Origin of the sequence: Microbispora catharanthi, assembly GCF_006334915.2 — a bacterium.
Lineage (GTDB): Bacteria > Actinomycetota > Actinomycetes > Streptosporangiales > Streptosporangiaceae > Microbispora > Microbispora catharanthi.
Genome location: NZ_VDMA02000021.1, coordinates 121,477 through 143,942 on the forward strand (window position 1 = coordinate 121,477; position 22,466 = coordinate 143,942).

The window sequence follows — 22,466 nt, forward strand, 5'->3', positions numbered from 1 at the left end:
TTTGCGATCGGGTCACGAGGGCGGCCGAGTGGCCTCACGTTGACTAGCCTCACCGGCATGCCCCTTGCCTCGATGCCCAGCCCTTCCCAAGGGGTCTGGTATCTCGGATTCATCCCGATCCGGGCCTACGCATTGTGCTTCATCGTCGCGATCGTCTTCGGCACCTGGCTCAGCGAGCGCCGCTGGCGCGCCCACGGCGGCGAGAAGGGCGCGATCAGCGACATCGCGGTCCCCGCAGTGATCTTCGGCCTGATCGGTGCTCGCCTCTACCACGTCATCACCGACTGGCAGACCTACTTCGGTCCCCGCGCGGTCAAGGAGCCCTACCGGGCGCTGTTCATCTGGGAAGGCGGGCTCAGCATCTGGGGCGCGGTCGCCCTGGGAGGCGTGGGCGTGTGGCTGGCCTGCCGCCGCCGGGGGATGTCTCTGGCCGCCGTGGCCGACACGGTCGCGCCCGGCATCGCGTTCGGGCAGGCGATCGCCCGCTGGGGCAACTGGTTCAACCAGGAGCTGTACGGCAGTCCGACCACGTTGCCGTGGGGCCTGGAGATCGACCAGGCGCACGGCGGCGAGCCGGGGGTGCTCTACCACCCGACGTTCCTGTACGAGTCGCTGTGGGACGCGGCGCTCGGTTTCGGTCTGATCCTGGCCGGCAGGCGGTTCACGCTGCGCCACGGCCGCCTGTTCGCCCTCTACGTCGCCGGCTACACGTTCGGGCGGTTCTGGATCGAAGGGCTGCGGATCGACCCGGTGGGCGGAGTGGACCACGCGGTGACGCTCCTGGGGCTGCGGATCAACCAGTGGACCTCGATCGTGCTGTTCATCGGCGCGCTGGTCTATCTCTGGGCGACTCGCCGCGGCGCTGCCGAGCGCCCGGCTGAACGCACTGATGCCGCTGCTCCCTCATGACCGCCCGGTCGCCGGGCCGACCGTGAGCCCTGCGGCCAGAGCGTCGAGCATGCCCTGGCGGAACGCGCGCATGGAGGGCACGGTCGCGTGGTGGTCGAAGTCGGCGCCGTGGTACATGCCGGGCTCGACGACGAGGTCGACCGGCACGCCGGCCGCCCTCAGCCGTTCGGCGTAGCGCAGGTTCTCCGAGTAGAACAGGTCGAGGTCGCCGACGCCGATCCACGCGGGCGGTAGGCCGCGGAGATCCTCCCGGCGGCCCGCCGCGGCGTAGGGGCGGGGTTCGGCGACGCGCGGCCCGCGACCGAGATAGCAGCTCCAGGCGTAGGTGTTGGAGCGCGGCGTCCATCCGATCCTGCCGCGTCCCCGATGGTCGCGCACCAGTGCCGTACGGTCGTCCAGCATGGGGTAGAGGAGCATCTGGAACGCCACCGGAAGCCCGTGATCGTGCGCCTTCTGCACGACCGAGGCCGCCAGCCCGCCGCCGGCGCTCGCTCCGCCCACCGCGACGCGCGCAGCGTCCACGCCGAGTGCGGGGGCGGCGTCGTGCAGCCAGCGCAGCGCGGCGAAGCAGTCGTCGAACCCGGCGGGGAAGGGGTGCTCCGGAGCGAGCCGGTAGCGTGCGCTCACCACCACGATCCGCAGGTCGCGGGCGATGCGGCTGCACAGTTCGTGGTCGCTCTCGGGATGGCCGAGAATCGTGCCGCCCCCGTGGATCCACAGCAGCGCCCCGCCGGGGCGCCGGGGCCCCGGCGACTCGTACACGAAGGCGTCCTGTCCGCCGGGGACGTCGTGCCGCGTGACCGCCACTCCCGCGACCGGGTCCGTCGTGCGGCGCGAGCGCCGCCGGGCGAGGGTCAGGCTCAGCTTGCCGATAATCGGGCGCGGCAGCCACAGCGCCGGTGTCCTCAGCTCCGGCGCGACGGCAGACAGTGTGTGGTGACGACGCGCCGCCGAGGCCGCCACCGAGGCCGCGACGGTGGCCGCCCCGAGCACTCCCGCCGCCGCGCCGCGCGACGTGCTCAACGCCCTGCTCCCGTCGACACGGGAACGACCTCAGAGGTGGCGTCCTCGTGCAGGGTGAGTTCGAGAACGGGCGCGATCGTCCCGCCGAAGGCGGCCCTCGCCTCCGCGGGCTCGGCCGTCCACGGGTCCGGCCCTCCGGTGGAGCGGTAGTTGAGGAAGCTCACGACCTTCAGGTCGGGCAGGACCAGCCAGGCGTACGCCTGGTCGGGCTCCTCCGCGGGGTTGCGCAGCACGAGCCCCGAGCCGTTGAGCGGCGTGTACGGCCCGGTGAGGCTGGGGGCGACGAAGCCGTAGAGCCCTGTGGGCGCGCTTCCCAGCGGGTGGAACGAGTGACGATGCGTGCAGAAGAAGAGGTAGTACGACGACCGGTGCACCACGATGTGCGGCCGTTCGATCTCGTGGTTGACTCCGTCGGCCACGAGGAGAGGCTGCCGCAGCGACCAGCCGCCCGGTGTCGCGGCGGCGAGGGCCACCGCGCCCATGAAGGCGTGGTCCGCGTCGGCGGACGCCGCGACGGACGCGGCGACGAGCAGGTACTCACGCCCGTCGGCGGGGTCGCGGAACCAACCCGGATCGCGGAAGGCCCTGATCCGCCCGGGCCCTCCCTCGACCTCGTCGGCCGGCAGGTACGTCACGCCGTCCGAGCGGAGGACCTCCCGGTGCTCGGCGGCCTGGTCCAGCAGGATCCGGCCGTCATCGGTCACCAGCCGGGCGCGGGCCTCGACGACGGTCTGGGCGAACGTCGGCCGGGCCTCCCCTCGCCGGCCCGCGGCCGTGTAGAACACCGACACCGTGCCGTCCGGTCTGCGGACCGCCGATCCCGACCACTCGCGGCTGCCCGGCGAGGCTCCGTCGGCGAAGGCGTGGCCGAGGTCGGTCCAGCCGTCGCCGTCCCTGGCGAGCAGCCGGAGGCGGGCGCGGTCGTGACGCTCCTCGGGGTGGCCGAGGGCGGGTGCGGAAAGCGCCATCCACAGCTCGCGGCCCCGCACCACGGACGTCGAGCCGTCCTCCTCCTGAATCGGCCACAGATCCCAGACGTCGTCGTGGGGCAGCACGCGCGGCGGCGCCTGAAGGCCCATGACCGGTGCCGTCGTCGCCGCGTCACCCACCGGCGCGGCGAGGTGCCGCCGCGTCCAGCGTGCGGGCTCGCCGTTCACGCGGTCCCCCCGTCACGTCGCCGTCCTCCGGCGAGCGCCTCGTACGCGCCGGACCGGGTCTCCGGTCCGGGCGTGCCACCTCGCCGCCCCCATGGAGCCATTCGAAGAACCTCCAACTCAGTCGCGCCGGGCGTTTCCCGGCGCGTCACAGAAAACGGTCGATTCGGGCCGCGCCGCGCGTGCGAGTTCAACGGCTCCGACCACTCCCGAGCGGTCGCAGAGGGAGGGGCCGGTGACGTACTCCTCCATGGCCGCGGGGCCGGCGGGCACCGGCGCCCCCGGGTAGCCGGCGGCGAGGGTGAGCAGCCGCGCCCGCACGGCCGGAAGCAGCGCGGGGTGCTTGGCGACGCCCCCGCCCACGACGATCCGCTCGGGCGACAGGGCGTAGGTCAGGTTCATGACGGCGAGGGCGACGTACTCGGCCTCGAGTTCCCAGGCCGACGGGTCGTCCAGGTGCTCGGCCGGACGCCCCCATCGCCGGCGCATCGCCTCACCCGACGCGAGCCCTTCGAGGCAGTCGCCGTGGAAGGGACAGCTCCCCGCGAACGGGTCCCTGACCGGGTCGTGGGGGACGCGGATGTGGCCGAACTCAGGGTGCAGAAGTCCGTGCAGGAGTCCGTCGTTCACCACCGCTCCCACGCCGACGCCGGTGCCCACGGTCATGTACGCGAACGTGCCGAGCCCCGCGCCCGCTCCCCGCCGCCACTCCCCCAGCGCCGCGACGTTGACGTCCGTGTCCAGGCGGACGGGTACGCCCAGCGCGGCGCGCAAAGGGGAGACGACGTCGACGTTCGCCCAGCCCGGCTTGGGCGTGGCCAGGAGGCGGCCGTACGTCGGCGAACCCGGTCGCACATCCACCGGGCCGAAGGTGCCGATGCCGAGCGCGGCGAGCGGCCGACGGTCCTCGAAGAACCGCACCGCGGCGCGGATGGTCGTCTCCGGCGTGCTCGTGGGGATCACTTCGGTGGCGAGAACGTCTCCGCCGGCGTCGGCCACCGCGCACACCCACTTCGTCCCGCCCGCTTCGATCCCCCCGTAGACCGGGGCGGCTGCGTCCACGCGCGTCACCCCTTCAGGGAGCCCTGGAGCAGAGCCGTGACGAAGCGGCGCTGGAAGACGAGGAAGATCACTAGTGTGGGGGTCAGGATCAGCAGCGACCCCGCGCACAGCAGTGGCATGTCGGTTCCCCACTGCCCCTGGAAGGCGCCCAGGGCCCCGGACATCGTCCGCTTCAACGGGTCGTCGACGAGGACGATCGCCAGGAGGAACTGGTTCCAGGTCCACAGGAACAGCAGGATCGCCAGGGACGACAGCGCCGGCATGGCCAGCGGGACGTGGATGCGCCAGAAGAGCTGCCACACGTTCGCGCCGTCCATCCGCGCGCTCTCCGACAGCTCGTCGGGCATGTTGACGAAGTGCGCCCGCATCCAGAAGACCGCGAACGGCATGAACAGCCCGATGAGCGGCAGGATGATGGCCCACCGGGTGTTCAGCAGCCCCATGTCGCGCACCTGGTAGTACAGCGGCGTGATGATGCCCTCGAACGGCAGCGTCAGCCCGAGAACGAACGCGAGGAACACCAGATTCCGTCCCGCCATCCGCAGGTGACCGATGGCGAAACCCGCCAACATCCCGAGGAGCAGCGAGACGGGAACCACGCCGAGCACGATGAGCGTGCTCGATTTCACCAGCTCGATCATCCGCGCGGCCTGGAAGGCCTTGACGAAGTTGCCCCACTGCGGATCGCGCGGCCACTCCAGGCCCGAGGGGTAGCTGCCGGACGGGTGCAGGGCGGTGACGAACAGGCTGACGAACGGCATGAGCGTGACCGCCATCAGCAGGACGAGCAGCAGCCTTCCGGTCCAGGTCTCTCGACGTCCAACGATCATGAGGACCTGTCCTTGGTGAGCCACTGGATGGGAAGGGCGACGACGAGGACGAGCACCATGAGCACGACGGCCAGTGCGGACGCCATGCCCACCTGCCGCTCCGAGAAGGCCAGGTAGTAGATCTCCAGCCCGGGGACCATGGTCGCGTTCCCCGGTCCGCCCTGGGTGGAGACGTAGACGATGTCGAAGCTCGCCAGAGCCGCGATCACGGTCACCGTGACGCAGACGCCGATCTCCTGGCGCAGGCTGGGCACGGTGATCGAGACGAACTCGCGCAGCGGCCCCGCTCCGTCCATCCGGGCCGCCTCGTACAGCGCCGGGTCGATCTTGCTCATGCCGGACAGGAGAAGGATCGTGCACAGGCCGAGCAGCACCCACGCCCCGATCACGCCGACCGCCGGCAGGGCCGTGGAGAAGTCGCCCAGCCACGCGCGTGCCACGCCGCCGAGCCCGGCGTACGTGAGCAGCTGGTTGACCAGTCCGGTCGACGACAACAGCCAGCTCCAGGCGATGCCGGCGGCGACGAGCGGGATGACCTGCGGCAGGAACAGGACCGTGCGCGCCACCAGCGCGAGCCGGCTCGCGGCGATCCGGCGGATCGTCGACGCGATCGCCAGGCCCAGCACGACCGGGATCACGCTGAAGAAGACGATCAGCTTGATCGCGTTGAGGATGGAGGCGAACAGGTCGGGGTCGGTGAACACCCTGGCGTAGTTGCCCAGCCCGGCCCAGGTGGACGGGCCGATGCCGTCCCAGCGGTACAGCGAGTACTGGACGGTGAGGGCTATCGGCCGTAGGACGAAGACCGCGTAGACGATGAGCGCCGGAGCCACGAACAGCCAGCCGACCCAACTCGGCGTGCGGAACCCCGCCGCGCGGGCGGGGCTCCGCTTCCTCGTCACGGCTGCCGGCCCGGGGCGGGTCGCGGGGGGATCGACCGCGCTGTCGGGAGTCGGCCGTGTCATCGGTGCTCAGCTCCCCCCGACCTGGCTCGTGTAGTCGCTCTGCACCGACTTCAGCAGCTCCGCGGGGGTCTGCTGCCCGGCGACCAGCTTCTGCAACTGGGGCGTCCAGCTCTTGGCGTAGATCGCGCCGGTGGCGTTGGCGATGAAGTCCATCGAGCCGTTGTCCTCGGCGATCTTCGCCCCAGCCTCCAAGGTGCTCGCTGTGACCGTGTCCTTCGCCACCTCCGGCATGGGGGCGTCCGCCGGGCCCATCGGGTGCGACCCGCCGACCTTCACGCCGATCTCACGCGCCTTCGGGTCGGTGGCCACCCAGTTGAGGAAGAACGCCGCGCAGTCGGCGTTCTTCGCCTTGGAGCTGATCCCGTAGGTGAGGGGCGCCGACATCGCGGCCTGCTTGCCGCCCTGCTGCGCCGGCGGCATCAGGAAGAAGCCCACCTCGCCCGGCATCTGCTTGTCGAGGTTCCCCGACTCCCAGTCGCCGTTGAACATGAACAGGCCCTCGCCCTTGATGAAGCGGCTCATCATCGTCGCGTAGTCGACGGCGTTGACGTCCTTCCAGAAGTACCCGGCCTTGATCCACTTCTCCAGGTGCTGCGTCGCCTGGAGGTTGGAGGGGGTGTCGATCGTGGCGCCCGGCTTCTGGTAGATCCAGTCGTTGATCGGCTTTGCGGGACCGTACGCGGCCATGAGGTCCTGCAGAGGGAAGGCGAGACCGCCGGTGGCCCCGCCGTTGAACTGGGCGATCGGAGTGATGCCCGCGCTCTTGGCCTTCGCGAGCGCGTCGTCCAGTTCGGCCAGGGTGGCCGGCGGGGACGACATGCCGATCTTGGCGGCGAGCTTCGTGTTGTAGAACACGCCGGTCATGCTGAAGTTCAGCCCCATGGCGTACAGCGAGCCCTCGCCGCGGGTCTTCCCGCCGGGGACCATGCGCATCTGTTCCAGCTGGGAGGCCGGCCAGGAGTCCCAGCCGAACGCCTTCGCGTAGCCGTCGAGGTTCTTCAGCAGGTTGTTCTTCACCAGCTCCGACACCTGGGGAAGCCGCATCAGGTCCGGCGGATCGTCGGCGAGGACGCGCGGCGCGTTCTGGGTGATCACCGCGAACTGGTCCTCGCGGATGTTCCATTTCACGTTGGGGTGCTGCTTGGAGAACTCGGTGCTGAGCTCCTTCGGCAGGGGGAAGCCGGTCTCGACATAGGCGTTCAGCGTGACCGGCGCCGTGCCGCAGGTCGGCGCGGCCGCCAGGGACGCGCCGGTGGCCTCCGGCTGGGGGGCGTCGCCGCCGGGCGCCCCGCAGCCTGCCGCCAGCGTCCCCCCCATCACGACCGCGAGCGCGGCCCCGTTCCAGCGAGTTCGACGCGACATCTGCGTCTCCTTGATTGCTCGGGGACTCGCCGGCACACACCGGATGCCCCAGGACTCAGGTTTGCTAAATCGGATTAGCAGTGCGATAGTCTCATCACACGAGTCGCGGGGTGTCAACCCCCACATCGCAGGAGGTCATCCGGTGAGCCCACGACGGGTCACGCTGGCGGATGTCGCCAAGATCGCCGGCGTCTCGCCGACCACCGCGTCGCTCGCGTTGTCCGGACGCGGCCGGGAGTTGCGCATCTCTCAGGATGTCGAGCAGCGCGTCCTCAAGGCCGCGGCCGAGTTGCAGTACCGGCCGAACATCGTATCCGTAGGCCTGCGAACTGGGACAACTCGGACTATCGGCTTTGTTTCGGACACGGTCGCCACGTCCCGGCTCGCCGGCGACATGATCAAAGGAGCACTCGAGGCCGCGCGGGAGCGCGGCTTCATGCTGTTCATCGGTGAGACGGAGGGGGACGCCGAACTCGAGCGGCTCCTCCTGCAGGCCATGCACGACCGTCAGGTGGACGGGATCATCCTGGCCGCGATGTACACGAGAACCATCAGGGTGCCGAAGGGCATGGCGGTCGCCCCCGCCGTGCTGCTCAACGCGCTCCCCAAACAGCCGTCACCGCTGCCCTCGGTCATCCCCGACGAGATCGAGGCCGGACGCGTCGCCGCGAGGGCTCTGCTCGACGCCGGCCATCGCGAGGGCATCCACCTGATCGGCGCCGGCCCCGGGCGGCGCAACGTCCCGGCGGGCGGAAGTGTCGCGGCCGTCGAACGGCTCATCGGCATTCGCGAGGTGCTCGCCGAGGCGGGGGTCAAACCGGCGGGCGGCCACGTCACCCCTGACTGGCAACCGGAGTACGGCCTCGCCGCGACCCGGGCGCTGCTGCAGAAGGAGCGCCCGCGGGCGTTGATCTGCTTCAACGACCGGCTCGCCCTGGGCGCCTACCAGGCACTCGACGACTTCGGGCTCAAGGTGCCCGCCGACGTCTCCGTCGTGTCCTTCGACGACCACCCCATCGCCTCGTGGATGCGTCCCCAGCTGACGACGGTGGCCCTCCCCCACTACGAGCTCGGCCGCAAGGCCGTCGACGTGCTGTTCACGGAGATCGGCCGTGACCGTGAGGACGACGGCGGGGAGGGCGAGGTGCATCGCGTGCCGATGCCCATCCGCCTCAGGGAGTCGGTCGCGTCGCCGGGCGCCTGACCGGCACGCCGGCAGTACGAGCAGGAGGAGCTGCCTCAGGGCCGGATGCCTGCGGGGAACCCGGTCCAGCGTAGGTCGGGCGGGAGGTGGCTCATGTCGTTGAACATCACGATCGTGGGCGGCAGCCCGTCGCGATACTCGATCACCGTCAGTGCGGTGTTGGCGCTGTTCAACCCGAGCCACCGGGATGGCGGCGCGTCCAGTGCGTGCCGCACCAGCCACGCGATCGGGTAGGCGTGCGTGACCAGGACCTCGTGTCTGTCGGGCCGGGTCCCTTGCGTGGTCGGGTCGGGGACCTTCGCGAACCGGGCGATCAGGGCCTCGGCGAGCCTGTGGCCCGAGGCCGCCTCGGTGTCGTCGTAACCGTCGAAGAAGCCGGCCCAGGACGGGGGTGTCTCGGCCGGGCCGGGAACGTAGGGCACGTGGTCGACGAGTTCGGCGGCCTCGGTTACGGGCACGTTCGGTAGATGACGGGCGAGTTCGTGCGCGCTTGCTACGGCCCGTGGGAGCGGAGAGTGCCACACGGCGTCGACCGGTACGCCGGCGAGCCGTTCGCCCAGCAGGCCCGCCTGCCGGCGCCCGATGTCGGTGAGTTCCCCGAACGCGTCGGCCGCGCCGTGGCGTGCCAGGTAGAGGCGCCGAGTTGTCATGCGTCGTCAGGGGCGGTCCGTGCGGGCCGTTTCCCCTCTCCTTTCGATCGGTACGTGCGGGGTCGGCGGCGGGACGCTTCGCCCGGGGACGGAAGCGATCGGTCACGCGTTCGCCGCCGTGACGGTGCCGGTGGCGCCGTCGACGGTGATGACGGTGTCGTCGCGGAGCCTGCTCGTCGCGTTCGGAATGCCGAGGACGGCGGGGATGGCGTGCTCTCGAGCGACGATCGCGGCGTGCGAGAGCACGCCTCCGGTTTCGGTGACGACGCCGGCGGCGATGCGCAGCAGCGGCGTCCACGCAGGGTCGGTGAAGGGGCAGACGAGGATGTCGCCCGGGCGCACGCGCGCGAAGTCGCCGGGACCACGGACGATCCTCGCGGTGCCGGTCACGGTCCCGTGGCTGCCTGGCGTTCCGGTGAGTGTGGCGGCTGGGATGTCGGAGGCGCCGGAATGCGATGTCGGTGGCGGGGGTGCGGCGGTGACCGGCCGTGCTTGCAGAATCCAGGTGCGGCCGTCGGCGATCGCCCACTCGATGTCCTGCGGTCCGCCGAGTACGGCAGCGATCTGTTCGCCCAGCCTGGCCAGCCGCGCGGCGGTCGCGTCGTCAACCGTCGGCTGGTTCCGGGCGGCGGTGGGCACGTCGCGGATGACGAGCCGCGTGCCGCGCCGGTCAAGGCGCTTCCGCTTGTCTGCGACGGTGCGGGCGACTGACCCGTCCTCGGCGACGCGGTAGGCGTCAGGGGTGACCCTGCCCTCGACGATGCTGGGGCCGAGGCCCCAGGACGCCTCGATCCGGGTCGCGTCGTCCGGGGCCGCGGGTGTGAACATGACCCCGGACATCTCGGCGTCCAGATGGCGTTGCACGATGACGGCCATCAAAAGATCGTCGGACGCTTGGTCGGCGCGGCCGGAGGCGGCCCGGTAGGCGATGGCACGCGGGGAGAACAGCGAGGCCCAGCAGGCACGCACGGCCTCGGCGACCGCACTGACTCCGTGCACGGCGAGGAAGCTCTCGTGCTGACCGGCCGCCGACGCCTGACCGGTGTCTTCCCTCGCTGCCGATGATCTCACCGCCACGGGTGGGCCGCCGATCTCGTCGAGCACGCGTCCCAGCGCGTCGATCACGGCCCCGTGGACCGGGCGGGTCTCGATCGTCCGCCGCACCGCATCGACGTCGTCCGGCTCTCCGGCGAACCGCCCGAGGTCCAGGTCGCGGACAGCGGCGAGGTAGGCGGCGAACGGGACGACGAAGCCGTCAGGGACCGGCAGACCCGCACGGAGCAACGCGCCGAGTGCGCCGGCCTTGCCCCCGCAGGTATCGGCGACAGCCTCCATGAGGGGTACGATCACCCACCCCACCTTTCAACAGAAGATTGACAACAATTTGTTGATTGTGCATCCTGAGGCGCATGGATCGCAAGCACGACATGGCTCACGGCGTGCACGCCGACCACGTCCAGGCCCAGCGTGAGCGGGACGCGCGCGAACGTCTTCTGAGCCTGGGCGCAGATGAGCTCGAGGCCCGCCCCTGGCGCCCCTTACCCGCCCCACTGTCGGCGGTCGACCTCGCGCAGTTCGCCGTCTGGCGCAACGCCGAGTTGGACCCGGAGGACATCCTGAGCGCGCTCGCCCTCCTGCCCGCCGCACGAGCCGAAGTCGAAGGACTCGAATCCGCCCTGCTGTTCATCGCCCGGAGCGCAGGTCTGACCTGGGCACAGATGGCGCACGTGATGGGGTTCAACTCCCCGCAGGCATGCCAGCAGCACTACACCCGCCTGGCGGCACGACAGGACGCCGACTCGTGACGCGGGACTCTCCGCTCAGCCTCCTGGTCCTGCACGCCGTTCGCATCACCGGGTTCGCGGACACTCCGGTGATCGCTCGTCGGTACGGACTCGACGCGGACACGACGAAAGAGGTGCTGCGCGACGCCGAGGCACATGGCTGGGTCGAGCACACCGCCTTCGCCGGCACCGGAGGCTGGTCGTTGACCGAACCGGGCCGGACCGAGAACGAGCGCCTGCTCGCGGCCGAGCTCACCCGCGTCGGCGCCGCCGACGAGGTCCGGGACGTCTACCGCAGGTTCCTCCCGCTGAACGCCCTCCTGCTGCAAGCCTGCACCGACTGGCAACTCCGGCCCACCGCCGGCGATCGGCTCGCCGTCAACGACCACTCCGATCCCGCCTGGGACGCAGGAGTGCTGCATGAGCTCGCCTGCGTCGACCGGGCGCTCACCCCACTCGCAGACCGGCTCGGCCGCGTCCTCACGCGGTTTAGCGGATATGACACACGATTCACCACAGCCCTGGGGCGCGCCCAAGCCGGGGACGGCGCCTGGGTCGACCACACCGACGTGGACTCCTGCCATCGCGTCTGGTTCGAGCTCCACGAAGACCTCATCGCCACGCTCGGCCTCGACCGGCACGCGGAACCCTGACCCCGCTACGGGGGCCCTGGCCCGCTCCCCCCACAGGTGACGACGGCTGCCGGCCGACCCGCCACGGCCTGTCCGAGGCTGTCCCTTCCACGGCGAGTAGCGTGGTCAACATGCGGATCGAGGACTACGCCCTCATCGGGGACACGCAGTCAGCCGCCCTCGTCGGTCGCAACGGATCGATCGACTGGCTCTGCCTTCCCCGGTTCGACTCCCCCGCATGCTTCGCCAAGCTCCTCGGTGACGAGTCCAACGGGTTCTGGCGGCTGGCCCCCACCGGACATGAGATGGCCACGCGGCGCGCGTACGTCGACGACACGCTGATCCTCGAGACCATATGGGAGACCTCCACGGGGACCGTCAAGGTCATCGACTTCATGCCTCCCCGGCACGTCAACCCCTCCTTGGTCCGGATCGTGGAGGGCGTGTCCGGGACGGTGGACATGACCGCAGAGATCAGCATCCGGTTCGACTACGGCAGGATCGTCCCTTGGGCCCGCCGCTTCGACGGCCGACTCCACGCCATCGGCGGGCCCGACTCGGTCTGGATCGCCACTCCCCTCCACCTGGAGGGCAGCGGCGACCGCCACACCGGCGCCTTCACGATCGCCGCAGGGCAACGCCGGTCGTTCGTGTTCACGTGGCACCCCTCGCACCAGCCGGAACCCCGCGGCATCGATCCCGGCGAGCAACTCACCGAGACCAACCTGTTCTGGGAGGAGTGGGTCTCCCGCTGCTGGCTCCCGGGCCGCCACCGCGCCGCCGTGGTCCGCTCCCTCATCACGCTCAAGGCGCTCACCTACAGCCCGACCGGCGGCATCGTGGCGGCTCCCACCACGTCGCTGCCCGAGCATCTCGGCGGGGTGCGTAACTGGGACTACAGATATTGCTGGCTGCGCGACGCCGCGATGACACTCGACGCCCTGACCGAATCCGGATACGTCACCGAGGCCGGCGCCTGGCTTGACTGGCTGCTCCGCGCCATCGCGGGCCGCCCGGAGGACCTCCAGATCATGTATGGCGTGGCAGGCGAAAGGCGCCTGCCGGAGCAGACGCTCGACTGGCTTCCCGGGTACGAAGGCTCCCGGCCGGTGCGGATCGGCAACGGCGCCGCCGGCCAGCTTCAGCTCGACGTCTACGGCGAGGTGCTCAACTGCTTCTACCGGGCCCGGAAGCTGGGGATGCCGCCTCACGACTACGCCTGGACCATCGTCTGCCGGCTGATGGACTTCCTGGAGCACAGCTGGGCCCAGCCCGACGAGGGCCTGTGGGAGGTACGCGGCCCGCGGCGGCACTTCGTCCATTCCAAGGTCATGGCGTGGGTGGCGGCAGACCGGCAGGTGCGGGCGATCGAAGAGCTCGGCCACACCGGTCCCCTCAAGCGCTGGCGGGCCATGCGGGACCGGATCCACGCCGAGGTCTGCGACAGGGGCTTCGACCGCGAGCGCGGCACGTTCACCCAGTCGTACGGCTCTCGCGAACTCGACGCGGCGCTGCTCCTCATCCCGATCGTCGGCTTCCTGCCCCCTGAGGACCCCCGGGTCACCGGCACGATCGACGCGATCGAACGTGAGCTGATGTCCGACTGCTTCGTGCTGCGCTATCCGATCTCCGAAAGCAACCACATCGACGGCCTGCCCGGAGCCGAAGGTGCCTTTCTCGCCTGCAGCTTCTGGCTGGCCGAAGCGCTCAACCTTGTCGGCCGCAAGGACGAAGCCATGGTCCTGTTCGAGCGGCTGCTGGCCCTCACCAACGACGTGGGCCTGCTCTCCGAGGAGTACGACTTCGTCCAGGCGCGCCATCTGGGCAACTTCCCTCAGGCGTTCACCCACCTGCACCTGATCCATACAGCCCTGGCGCTCTGCTAGTGGTGCCGGAACGTTCACCGGCTTGATGCTCACGCGAGCTCGGATCGGAGGATCTCCGCCACGGAGCGGTGGGCGCCGAGGCGGGATGGGATGGCGGTGAGCCCTGCCACCACAAGCGGGGTTCCGAGCAACACGAGGAGCAGCCACCCTGGCGAGGGGATGGTGAGAACTCCGTGTCTGAAGATATCGCACAGGTAGATGCCTACAGGGATGCCGACGACGGCACCCGGCAGCGCGGGGAGCAGCTGTGCCGCGGACAGTCCTGCGCTGACCTGTCCGGGGGTCGCGCCGAGAGCGCGTGACAGTGCCGATGAACGCCTGGCGTCGAGCTTCGTCGCCCAGGTGACGGCGATCATGTTGATGGTCGCGAGAACGACCAACATGATCGTGATCATCGCCATCAGCTGGTTGATCCGGTCGATCCGCGGATCGTCTACATCGTGGGAGAAGTGACGGGCCAGATAGGAATCGTTGGCCAGGATCGTGACGATCCCGGTGACGGTGATGGCGACACTGAGCGCGCTCAGGACGGCGCGGCGTGGCCGGCGGGCGGTCAGCCGCAAGCCGAGAAGCATGGGGACGGGCAGTCGTGCCGAGACGGCGATCAACCAGGCTCTGCGCCGTGGCGGGCGGGCCTCGTCGGCCAGTGCGCTGACCGTGCTGGTGCGGGCGGCTCGGATGGCGGGAACGAGCGTTGCGGCCAGCGCCACCGCCAGTGCTACGGCGAGGATGAGCACGATCGCGGACACGGTCAGCGACGGCGCGCCCGGGGTACCGATCAGGCCGGCACCGGTCCTGGCGAACGGCGGGGCGGCCAGCCATCCGGCCACCAGCCCGACCGCTGCCGCTGCCAGGGCCAGAACCAGATGCTCGGCGAGGAGCACGGAGGCGACGAGCCCCGGCGTGCCGCCGACCGCCTTGAGCAGTCCGACCCGCCTGGTCTGCTCCACCATTCGGCGGCCGACCAGCACGGCCAGGCCGGCGACCGCGAGCAGGCCGAACAGCCAGCCGCCGATCCGCATGGCCTGCTGCGCGTTCTCCACCACCAGGTTGTCCACGTCAAGGATCCTCTGCCACGGTGACAGGATCGGCTCGGTCGGAGACCAGTTGGCGTTGTGGGCGATGGCGAACGCTTGGGCCTGGGCCGGATTGGCCAGCTTCAGGTTGAGGAGGTAGGACAGGGACCCCGCTGATGTGGCAAGAGCCGTGGCAGCCGGCTTGGTGAGCCAGACCAGGCCGGGAGTGGGGAACCTCGAGGAATGGAGCAACGACGCCGGAATGCTGGCGCAGCCCATGCTGCAGAGGCCTCCGGGGTAAGCCGGAAGGCCGGCGGTGACCGCCATCCCGACGACCCGGAATGAGCGGCCACCCAGGGTGACCTGATCGCCGACGTGAACGCCGAGCGCGTCGGCGAAGCTGCGCTCGATCACCACACCGCCGTCGCGCACCCAACTGCCCTGCGTCGGTTTCGGCTGGTCGATCGAGGCCGGCGCCAGGTCGCGCCCTTCTGCCATGACGTCTGCTGTACGGCCCCGTGCCCCGATCACGGTGAAGGCGAGCGGATACGGCCCGCTGTGGCCGGTGACGCCGGAAGCGTGGATCAGCGCGTCGACGACGGCGGACTGGCCGGGCCCAGCCGGGAGGCTCGCCACCACGTCCGGCCCGGCCGTCGCCGCCCGGGTCTGCTGGTACGGCTTGTCGGTCACCCCATACAGGGCGAGCCCGATGGTCAGTGTGGTGGTGGCGACCCCGATCACGAGGATCATCAACACCGCCTCGACCGGGCGTCGCCGCAGGTCTCGGATGGCGAGGCGGAGAATGAGCAGGATGCGGCCCACTGCGTCAGCCCTCCAGCCCGGCGAAAGCGCCGGGGTTGCCGCTGATGAGGCCCATCGTTCTGGTCTCGTCCACGAAGGCGCCGTCGCGCATCGAGATCAGTCGCTCCGCGGTGGCGGCGATGCGCGAGTCGTGGGTGATGATGATCAGCGCCTGCCCGGCCCTGTGCAGGCTGCCGAACAGTTGAAGTACGTCCAGTGTCGCGGCGCTGTCCAGATTGCCGGTGGGTTCGTCGGCGAGGACGACGAGCGGCTTGTTGCTCAGCGCGCGGGCCACCGCGACCCGCTGGCGCTGACCGCCGGACAACGCCGAGGGCAGAAACCCGGCCCGGTCGGCCATGCCGACCCGTTCCAGCAGATCGATGGCCTGTGCTCGTGCCGCCCGCGGCGAGCGGCCGGCCAGCAGTGCCGGCAACTCCACGTTCTCCACCGCGCTGAGCTCGTCGATGAGGTGGAAGGCCTGGAAGACGAAGCCGACGGCCTCACGCCGCAGCCGAGCCAGGGCCTTCTCGCTCATCTGATCGAGACGGCATCCGGCCAGCCGTATCTCACCATCGGTGGGCCGTTCAAGCCCGCCGAGCAGATGCAGCAGGGTGGATTTCCCACAGCCGCTGGGGCCCATCACGGCCACCATTTCGCCCGGTGCGACATCCAAATCGACACCGTCGACGGCGCGCACCAGTCCCGTGGCTTTGCCGAACTCCTTGCGCAACCCGCGGGTGCGCAGTACCGAAGTGGTGTGGGTCATGGTTCATTCCTTCGCATTGCGGTCAGCGTGCAATCGGAAAGCGCACAGCGGCGCCGATACTGCTTGTCCGGCCCGCGGCCTCGCAGCATGCCGACCACGGTAGGTAGCGGCCGACTGATGACGACATACGGCTGAGAGGCGTCTGCGAGGTGTATCCAGGTACACCTCCGATTGAGGGTTCAGCAGCACTGTGGGCTCGACCACGTGCCCGGCACACTGAACGGGAGTGACCCCGGCCAAGGAGATCAGCAGTGAGCGGCACAGCGACGACCCCGGGCGCACAGATCCCTCGGCGTGGACCTTTGTCCTGGATGGGCGGGGGCCTGGTTGCCGCTGCCCGCGGGCTGGCATTCTGCCTGGCGTTCAGCGGGCTGACGCTGGCCGGGGCCGCCGCCCTGCTGGCGGCTCCGGCCCTGGTGCTGGCCGTGCTGACCTACGGTGGGGCGCTGCCCGGCGGTGACCATGGCGTCGTGTGGCTGGGCGTGGCGGTCACGCTGGTGCCCTGCGGCGTGCTGGGCGTGCGCTGGGTGGCCGGGCTGACCAGGCGGCTGGCCGGGAAGTGGTCGGGGGTGCCCATCGCCGTTCCGTACCGGCCGGATCCGGGCGGCGAGCAGACCAGCCGTTGGTCGCGGCTCCGGCGGTGGACCGGCCGGCTGCTGGCCGACCCGGCAACCTGGCGGGACCTGCTGTGGACGGCCGTGAACGCATGCGGGGGCTGCGTTCTGGTCGCCGCGCCGGCCGGGCTGGTGCTCTATGGGCTGGGGGCCATGGTCGCGCTCGGCCCAACCGGGTCGCGGGCGCCGGATCTTCCAGCGCCGGCGGCCCCTGCGGCGCCGTCTGCTCCAGGTCCCGCTCTGCCGGCCGAGACGCACTCCGAGGGCCTCATCCACTGGCTGGCCATCCCGCTTCACCCCGGCAGCCTTACCGCGTGGCTGGCCATCCCGCTGGGTCTGGCGATAACCGCACTCGGGCTGTGGGCCGGCCGGCGAATGCTGCCCGCGTACGGCGTGTTCGCCCGCTCGATGCTGGGACCGACCCGCCAAGCCGAGCTGGCGCTGCGGGTCCGGCACCTGGCCCGGACCCGGTCCGACGCCATCGACACCGGCGCGGCCGAGATGCGCCGGATCGAGCGGGACCTGCACGACGGCGCGCAGGCCCGGCTGGTGGCGATGGGAATGACCCTGGACGCAGCCTCGCAGCTGCTCCACACCAGCCCCGCGGCTGCCGAGGCACTCCTGGCCGAGGCCAAGGATTCCTCCGTCAAGGCGCTGGCCGAGCTGCGTGACCTGGTCCGCGGCATCCACCCGCCGATGCTGGCCGACCGCGGCCTGTCCGACGCGGTCCACGGGCTGGCTCTGGACCTGCCGCTGCGGGTCCATTTCGCCGGCGAGCTACCCGGTCGTCCCCCGGCACCGGTCGAGTCGGCGGCCTATTTCGCCGTCAGCGAGCTGCTGGCCAACGTGTCCAAGCATGCGGGGGCCGATCAGGTGTGGATCGACATCAGCCATGCCGGCGGGGTGCTGCGGATCGGCGTCACCGACGACGGCCGCGGCGGTGTCGACCCCGCCCGCGGCACCGGCCTCCGCGGCGTCGAGCGACGCCTTGCCGCGTTCGACGGCGTTCTGGCCGTCAGCAGCCCGCCAGGCGGGCCTACCATGGCGACCATGGAGATCCCGTGCGCGTTGTCATCGCCGAAGACCTCTTCCTCCTGAGGGACGGTCTGACCCGGATGCTCGAGGCGCACGGACTGCAGGTCGCTGCCGCCGTCGACAACGGGCCGGATCTACTTGCCGCCGTAACAGCGGACAAGCCCGACGTAGTCATCGTGGACGTCCGGCTGCCCCCGACCTTCACCGACGAGGGACTGCGGGCTGCGCTGGAAGCCCGGCGCCGGATGCCCGGGCTGCCGGTGCTGGTGCTGTCGCAGTACGTCGAGCAGCTGTACGCCCGCGAATTGCTGGCCGGCGGCACCGGCGGCATCGGTTACCTGCTCAAGGACCGGGTGGTCGACAGCGCCCAGTTCGTCGACGCGGTGCGCCGGGTGGCCGGCGGCGGTACCGCGATGGACCCGGAGGTGATCGCCCGCCTGCTGGCACACAACTCCGGCGACGGCGCCGTCACCGCACTCACCCCGCGCGAGCGCGAGGTGCTCGCCCTGATGGCAGAAGGCCGCTCGAACGCGGCGATCGCCGTGCAGATGGTCATCACCGAGCGGGCCGTCGCCAAGCACACCGCGTCCATCTTCCTCAGGCTCGGTCTGCAGCCCTCCGACGATGACAACCGGCGGGTCCTCGCCGTCCTCGCCTACCTCAACCGCTGACCCCGCGCGCGACATGCCCATACTTCGCAGATCATCGATCGCCGGAGCCGTGAAGAGCACGTCGGACACGGGCTACTCGAGGCATCGAGTCGAGGGGTGTCGAGCCCCTGGACCCGGGTAGGGCACAGCACGGTCACGGAAAGTCAGCGCGCGAGCACTTTCCCGCAGCGGTGTCGGGCGATTGGTGCCGTCAGCGAATAACACCCGATCGAACGGGATAACCAAAAGGATGGATCATGAAGAAGTCCTTTGACGTCGTCGTGATCGGAACAGGGGAAGCCGGCTCAGCGGTGGCCATGCGATGCCGGGCGGCCGGCCGGAACGTGGCGATCGTCGACTCCCGGCCCTTTGGCGGCACCTGTGGGCTGCGTGGCTGTGACCCCAAGAAGGTGTTGGTGGGAGCGGCCGAGATCATCGATCGGAAACGTCGCATGGAGGGCCGAGGCGTTGCTGGTGACCTGCGCATCGACTGGCCTGAGCTGATCCGTTTCAAGGCCACGTTCACCGACCCCTTTCCCCGGCAGCGTGAGGATGGCTTCGTCCAAGCAGGGGTGGAACCCTTCCACGGGCGTGCACGCTTTCTTGACCAGCGTTCGATCGAGGTTGGCCAGGACGTGCTCGACGGCGCTCACCTGGTCGTAGCAGTCGGCGCGTGGCCGGCCAGGCTGGGCATCCAGGGCGAGCACCATCTCACCCGCAGCGACCAGTTTCTCGACCTGCAGGAGTTGCCTCGACGGATCGCGTTCGTCGGAGGTGGTTACATCGGCTTCGAGTTCGGGCACATCGCGGCCAGGGCCGGGGCGACAGTCACGATCTTGCACGGAGGGGCTCGGCCGCTCAAACACTTTGACCACGACCTCGTGGCGCGGCTATTGGAGCGCACCCGTGACCTGGGCATCGACGTTCGGACCGGTACGAAGGTCACGGGCGTCGAGGGAGCACCGGGAAGCTTCAAGGTCACGGCCCTGACGGATTCGGGGCCTGAGGTCTTCGAGGCGGACATGGTTGTCCATTCGGCCGGTCGCGCACCCGAGGTGGACGATCTCGATCTGTCCGCCGCGGGGGTCGAGTTCGATCGCCGTGGGATCCGGGTCAACGGCCACCTGCAGAGCGTCTCGAACCCGGCGGTGTACGCGGCGGGTGATGCGGCCGACAGTGGAGGTCTGCCCGAGACGCCCCTCGCGCAGTACGAGGGCGGCCTCGTCGCCGAGAACATCGTGGAGGGCAACCAGCGTACGGCGGACTACCTCGGCATGGCGAGTGTGGTCTACTCGATTCCCGCACTGAGCGCGGTGGGGATGACGGAGGAGGAAGCCCACCTCAAGGGTCTGACGTTCACCGTCAACCAGGCGGATACCTCTGGCTGGTACTCAGCGCGGCGGGTCGCCGAGCCTGCGTCGATGTACAAGATCCTGATCGAGAAGGACAGTGGCAGGATTCTCGGAGCTCACCTCTTGGGCCCGGAGGCTGACGAGTTCGCGAACGTCTTCGCTCTTGCCATCCGAGCGGACGTCCGCGCTGACGCGCTGAAGCACGCGCTGTTCGTCTACCCGACCCAGGCCTCCAACATGGCATGGATGCTGTAGTGCCCGATCTCGGACGGGCCAGACGGAGGCCACCATGAACCGCGCGCTCTATGGCCAGTAGCGACGGCGGGACTCGGTGAACTTGGCCGGATCGTGGTCGTGCCATCGGCGCAGTTCGGTCGAGAGCGCCACATCCCTGCTCCCGGTGGGGAGCGTCATCGCTGGGCCTCGCGACCCCGGCGCCACAGGCTGTCCACAGCGAGGGCTCCTCCCCCGCTATAAGCGATGGCCTCCAAGCAGGCCTGACCACCGCCCGGAGGTCTCAGCAATCCGGCTACTCCTCCGAAGAGGTCGTCAGCCCAGTCGCGCACCAAGCCGATGGGGCAGGAGACTCCGGTGCCAACGAGCGTGTATCTATGTGATCCACGCGCAGAGCTGCGATCTTCCGCCAGTCAGCCAGGACCACGCGGGCGTCGGACGCGGCGTCGCCCGTCAGGAAGCCGACTGCCGAGCGTTGATCGAACTCCGAGGGTGGGACGTGGTGGACGTCTACTCCGACAACGACGTCAACGCCCACTCCGGAAGCCCCCGCCCCGCATGGCAACGACCCCTTGACGACATCGAGGCCGGGACCGTCGACGCCATCGTGTGCTGGCACGTGGACAGGCTCGTACCAGAGCCTGCTGAGCCAGGCGGTCGAGTGATCAAGGGATCACAGGTGCCAGCCGAGCAGGTTCCAGTGCTGGCAGAACCAGAGGAGGGCGAGCAGTCCCGCCAGCACGACCACCTGGTGGCCGCGGGCCAGGACGCCCGCGCGCCGCCAAGCCCTCACGGTGGTGGCGATCGCGGCGACGGTGAGTGCGAGGACCAGCAGCGGCAGCACCAGGAGGACCTGGACGTTGGCCGGCACGCCGTACAGGATGCTCGTGTCGCCGGTCAGGACCAGCGTGAACAGCACCACGAACACCAGTCCGACCGCGGCGGCGAGCCCGGTCAGCACACGCCCGGCGCGCCAGACCCGCGGAACGGGACGCTTCTTGGCCCGGCGGACCACAGCGGCCACCGGCAGGCCGAGCACGGCGGTCAGAGCGGTGACGGCGAACAGCAGGACGATGACGACATTGACCGGCGGGGTATCCCACCAGGGGACGCGTTGGTAGGCGGGGCCGTCCGTGGCCACGTACGCGACACCGCTCCCGCCGGTCACCAGCGCCAGCCGCTGCGTGCCGCCGCTCTGCTGATACAGCCCGGGCCCCAGCGGGCTCCACGTCGAGCCCCTGAAGGTGAGCTTCCCACCCTCCACCCGCAGCCGGGTGGAACTGGTCAGGGCGACCACCTTCTCGATGCTGGACTCGGCGGACCGGGTGAGCTTGTAGAAGCCTTCGACAGGCATGACGGAAGCACCGCCGCCGGGCACGGCGCGCTTTCCGGGCAGGAAGCGGTCGAAGAAGGCAGGAATGATCTCGGTCATGGCGTCGCCCCCGTCCAGACTGTTCGTGGAGACGAACAGGCCGAGGCCGGCGTCGGGCACCAGCAGCAACGCACTCTGGAAGCCCTCCCAGCCGCCGTCGTGCATGATCACGCGGTGCCCGTTGAGCGTCTGCTCCTTGAACCCGTGGGCGTACCCGTCGATGCGCGGGTCGGCCGCGAACGTCCGCCGGTGCATGAGCCGGGCCGTCGGCTCGTCGAGGACGCGCCGGCCGCCGAAGCGTCCGTCGAGCAGGTGAGCGATCATGAAGTGGGCCATGTCGTTCGCGGTGGCACTGATCGACCCGTCGGGGGCGAGGTTGTCGAAGACGAACGGCTTGCGCCGATACGCCCCGCCCTCGTAGTCGTAGCTGCGCGCCAGATCCGCGGCCAAGGGGGCGGGGACGGGCTCGGCGGCCGTGCTGTGCCGCATCGCGAGCGGGTCGAGGATGTGGTCGCGCACGTACTCGTCATACGGCTGCCCGCTCACCCGCGACACGATGTATCCGGCCAGCGCCGCCCCATAGTTCGAGTACGCCGACACCTCGCCGGGCGGGCGCACCCGCGCGGGCATGTTGTCGGCGAGATAGTCCGCCAAGGGCGGCACGTCGTCCTTGCTCCGCGACCCCACGCCGATCGTGCGGTCCTCGAACCCGGCCGTGTGGTCCATCAGGTCCTGCAGGGTGATCGGCCGGGGGTAGGTCGCGGGGATCCGGAACGCGGCGAGGTAGCGGTTCACGTCCGCCTTCAGGTCCAGCCTGCCCTGCTGAACCTGCTGCATCACCGCGGTCCAGGTGAACAGCTTGGTGATCGAGGCGATCCGGACCATCGAGGTGTCCGGGTCGAAGGGCCTGCGGTTCTCGACGTCGGCCAGTCCGTACCCCTTGCTGAAGAGCGTCTTCCCACCGCCCACCACCGAGACGACCGCGCCCGGCACGTGGTTGGCCGCCAGCGCGTCCCCCATCGCGGCGTCGAAGAAGCCCGCCAAAGCACGTGCGTCGGGAACATCGGTAGCCGCCGCGGCAGGGGAGGCGACGCAGGGCGGCACGAGGATCATCAGCGCCGCGCACACCGCGACGAGCATCGAACGGAAGAGATACACGGGACGG

The 22,466-nt window shown here is 70.1% G+C and carries 19 protein-coding genes and 1 pseudogene; 9 read left to right on the forward strand and 11 right to left on the reverse strand.

The window, feature by feature from the left end:
• The first annotated feature begins 57 nt into the window (after positions 1 to 57).
• Positions 58 to 909, forward strand: coding sequence for a prolipoprotein diacylglyceryl transferase (gene lgt / locus FH610_RS32470; protein ID WP_139579043.1), 852 nt, complete (start codon positions 58 to 60; stop codon positions 907 to 909).
• Here lgt and FH610_RS32475 read toward each other — a convergent pair.
• The 6 genes from FH610_RS32475 to FH610_RS32500 all read right to left on the reverse strand — a co-directional run bounded on the left by FH610_RS32475 (position 904) and on the right by FH610_RS32500 (position 7,305).
• Positions 904 to 1,932 carry an alpha/beta hydrolase gene (locus tag FH610_RS32475; RefSeq protein ID WP_240809334.1) on the reverse strand — a complete coding sequence of 343 codons (1,029 nt, stop codon included), beginning with the start codon at positions 1,930 to 1,932 and terminating at the stop codon, positions 904 to 906. The genes lgt and FH610_RS32475 overlap by 6 nt on opposite strands.
• A complete protein-coding gene (locus FH610_RS32480; RefSeq protein WP_139579044.1) occupies positions 1,929 to 3,089 on the reverse strand; it encodes a glycoside hydrolase family 68 protein in 1,161 nt (386 codons plus the stop codon). The genes FH610_RS32475 and FH610_RS32480 overlap by 4 nt, the downstream gene beginning before the upstream one ends.
• A 117-nt stretch (positions 3,090 to 3,206) precedes the next feature.
• Entirely contained in the window at positions 3,207 to 4,148 is a 942-nt protein-coding gene (locus tag FH610_RS32485; protein WP_139579045.1) for an ROK family protein, read from the reverse strand.
• Positions 4,149 to 4,153: 5 nt separating this feature from the next.
• Complete coding sequence (locus FH610_RS32490) at positions 4,154 to 4,978, reverse strand: carbohydrate ABC transporter permease (RefSeq protein WP_139579046.1); 825 nt, start codon at positions 4,976 to 4,978, stop codon at positions 4,154 to 4,156.
• The gene (locus FH610_RS32495) at positions 4,975 to 5,943 is read right to left on the reverse strand and encodes a carbohydrate ABC transporter permease (RefSeq protein WP_139579047.1); all 969 of its coding nucleotides are present in this window, start codon (positions 5,941 to 5,943) and stop codon (positions 4,975 to 4,977) included. The genes FH610_RS32490 and FH610_RS32495 overlap by 4 nt, the downstream gene beginning before the upstream one ends.
• A gap of 6 nt (positions 5,944 to 5,949) precedes the next feature.
• A complete protein-coding gene (locus FH610_RS32500; RefSeq protein ID WP_139579048.1) occupies positions 5,950 to 7,305 on the reverse strand; it encodes an ABC transporter substrate-binding protein in 1,356 nt (451 codons plus the stop codon).
• A 142-nt stretch (positions 7,306 to 7,447) separates the two neighbouring features.
• On the opposite strand from FH610_RS32500, the gene FH610_RS32505 reads away from it, so the two are divergent.
• Positions 7,448 to 8,509 carry a LacI family DNA-binding transcriptional regulator gene (locus FH610_RS32505; RefSeq protein WP_205826225.1) on the forward strand — a complete coding sequence of 354 codons (1,062 nt, stop codon included), beginning with the start codon at positions 7,448 to 7,450 and terminating at the stop codon, positions 8,507 to 8,509.
• 35 nt (positions 8,510 to 8,544) lie between these two features.
• Here FH610_RS32505 and FH610_RS32510 read toward each other — a convergent pair whose 3' ends face one another.
• Together FH610_RS32510 and FH610_RS32515 are read right to left on the reverse strand one after the other, a co-directional pair.
• A complete protein-coding gene (locus FH610_RS32510; protein ID WP_139579050.1) occupies positions 8,545 to 9,159 on the reverse strand; it encodes a histidine phosphatase family protein in 615 nt (204 codons plus the stop codon).
• Positions 9,160 to 9,261: 102 nt separating this feature from the next.
• Positions 9,262 to 10,509, reverse strand: a complete 1,248-nt coding sequence (locus FH610_RS32515) for a PEP/pyruvate-binding domain-containing protein (RefSeq protein WP_139579051.1) — start codon at positions 10,507 to 10,509, stop codon at positions 9,262 to 9,264.
• Positions 10,510 to 10,568: 59 nt separating this feature from the next.
• On the opposite strand from FH610_RS32515, the gene FH610_RS32520 reads away from it, so the two are divergent.
• The 3 genes from FH610_RS32520 (at position 10,569) to FH610_RS32530 (ending at position 13,461) form a co-directional block, all read left to right on the forward strand.
• Positions 10,569 to 10,964: a DNA-binding protein gene (locus FH610_RS32520; RefSeq protein ID WP_139579052.1), complete on the forward strand. Its 396-nt coding sequence runs from the start codon at positions 10,569 to 10,571 to the stop codon at positions 10,962 to 10,964.
• On the forward strand, positions 10,961 to 11,596 hold the full coding sequence (locus FH610_RS32525) for a transcriptional regulator (RefSeq protein ID WP_139579053.1): 636 nt from the start codon (positions 10,961 to 10,963) through the stop codon (positions 11,594 to 11,596). The genes FH610_RS32520 and FH610_RS32525 overlap by 4 nt, the downstream gene beginning before the upstream one ends.
• 110 nt (positions 11,597 to 11,706) lie before the next feature.
• Positions 11,707 to 13,461: a glycoside hydrolase family 15 protein gene (locus FH610_RS32530; protein WP_139579054.1), complete on the forward strand. Its 1,755-nt coding sequence runs from the start codon at positions 11,707 to 11,709 to the stop codon at positions 13,459 to 13,461.
• 29 nt (positions 13,462 to 13,490) lie between these two features.
• On the opposite strand, the gene FH610_RS32535 is transcribed toward FH610_RS32530, so the two are convergent.
• Both FH610_RS32535 and FH610_RS32540 read right to left on the reverse strand, forming a co-directional pair.
• Positions 13,491 to 15,227, reverse strand: coding sequence for an FtsX-like permease family protein (locus FH610_RS32535; RefSeq protein WP_205826226.1), 1,737 nt, complete (start codon positions 15,225 to 15,227; stop codon positions 13,491 to 13,493).
• 76 nt (positions 15,228 to 15,303) lie between these two features.
• Positions 15,304 to 16,044, reverse strand: a complete 741-nt coding sequence (locus FH610_RS32540; RefSeq protein WP_139579056.1) for an ABC transporter ATP-binding protein — start codon at positions 16,042 to 16,044, stop codon at positions 15,304 to 15,306.
• Between the two features lie 311 nt (positions 16,045 to 16,355).
• On the opposite strand from FH610_RS32540, the gene FH610_RS32545 reads away from it, so the two are divergent.
• The 4 genes and pseudogenes from FH610_RS32545 to FH610_RS45750 form a co-directional block, all read left to right on the forward strand.
• A complete protein-coding gene (locus FH610_RS32545; RefSeq protein WP_139579057.1) occupies positions 16,356 to 17,756 on the forward strand; it encodes a sensor histidine kinase in 1,401 nt (466 codons plus the stop codon).
• Positions 17,720 to 18,364: a response regulator gene (locus FH610_RS32550; protein WP_139579058.1), complete on the forward strand. Its 645-nt coding sequence runs from the start codon at positions 17,720 to 17,722 to the stop codon at positions 18,362 to 18,364. The genes FH610_RS32545 and FH610_RS32550 overlap by 37 nt, the downstream gene beginning before the upstream one ends.
• 236 nt (positions 18,365 to 18,600) lie before the next feature.
• Positions 18,601 to 19,950, forward strand: a complete 1,350-nt coding sequence (locus tag FH610_RS32555) for a dihydrolipoyl dehydrogenase family protein (protein WP_139579059.1) — start codon at positions 18,601 to 18,603, stop codon at positions 19,948 to 19,950.
• Between the two features lie 358 nt (positions 19,951 to 20,308).
• Positions 20,309 to 20,551, forward strand: a pseudogene (locus FH610_RS45750) (recombinase family protein); the annotation flags it as partial.
• A gap of 51 nt (positions 20,552 to 20,602) precedes the next feature.
• Here the strand turns inward: FH610_RS45750 and FH610_RS32565 are convergent.
• Positions 20,603 to 22,459 (reverse strand): serine hydrolase domain-containing protein, encoded by a 1,857-nt coding sequence (locus FH610_RS32565; protein ID WP_139579060.1) that lies wholly within the window; start codon positions 22,457 to 22,459, stop codon positions 20,603 to 20,605.
• Positions 22,460 to 22,466 lie beyond the last annotated feature (7 nt).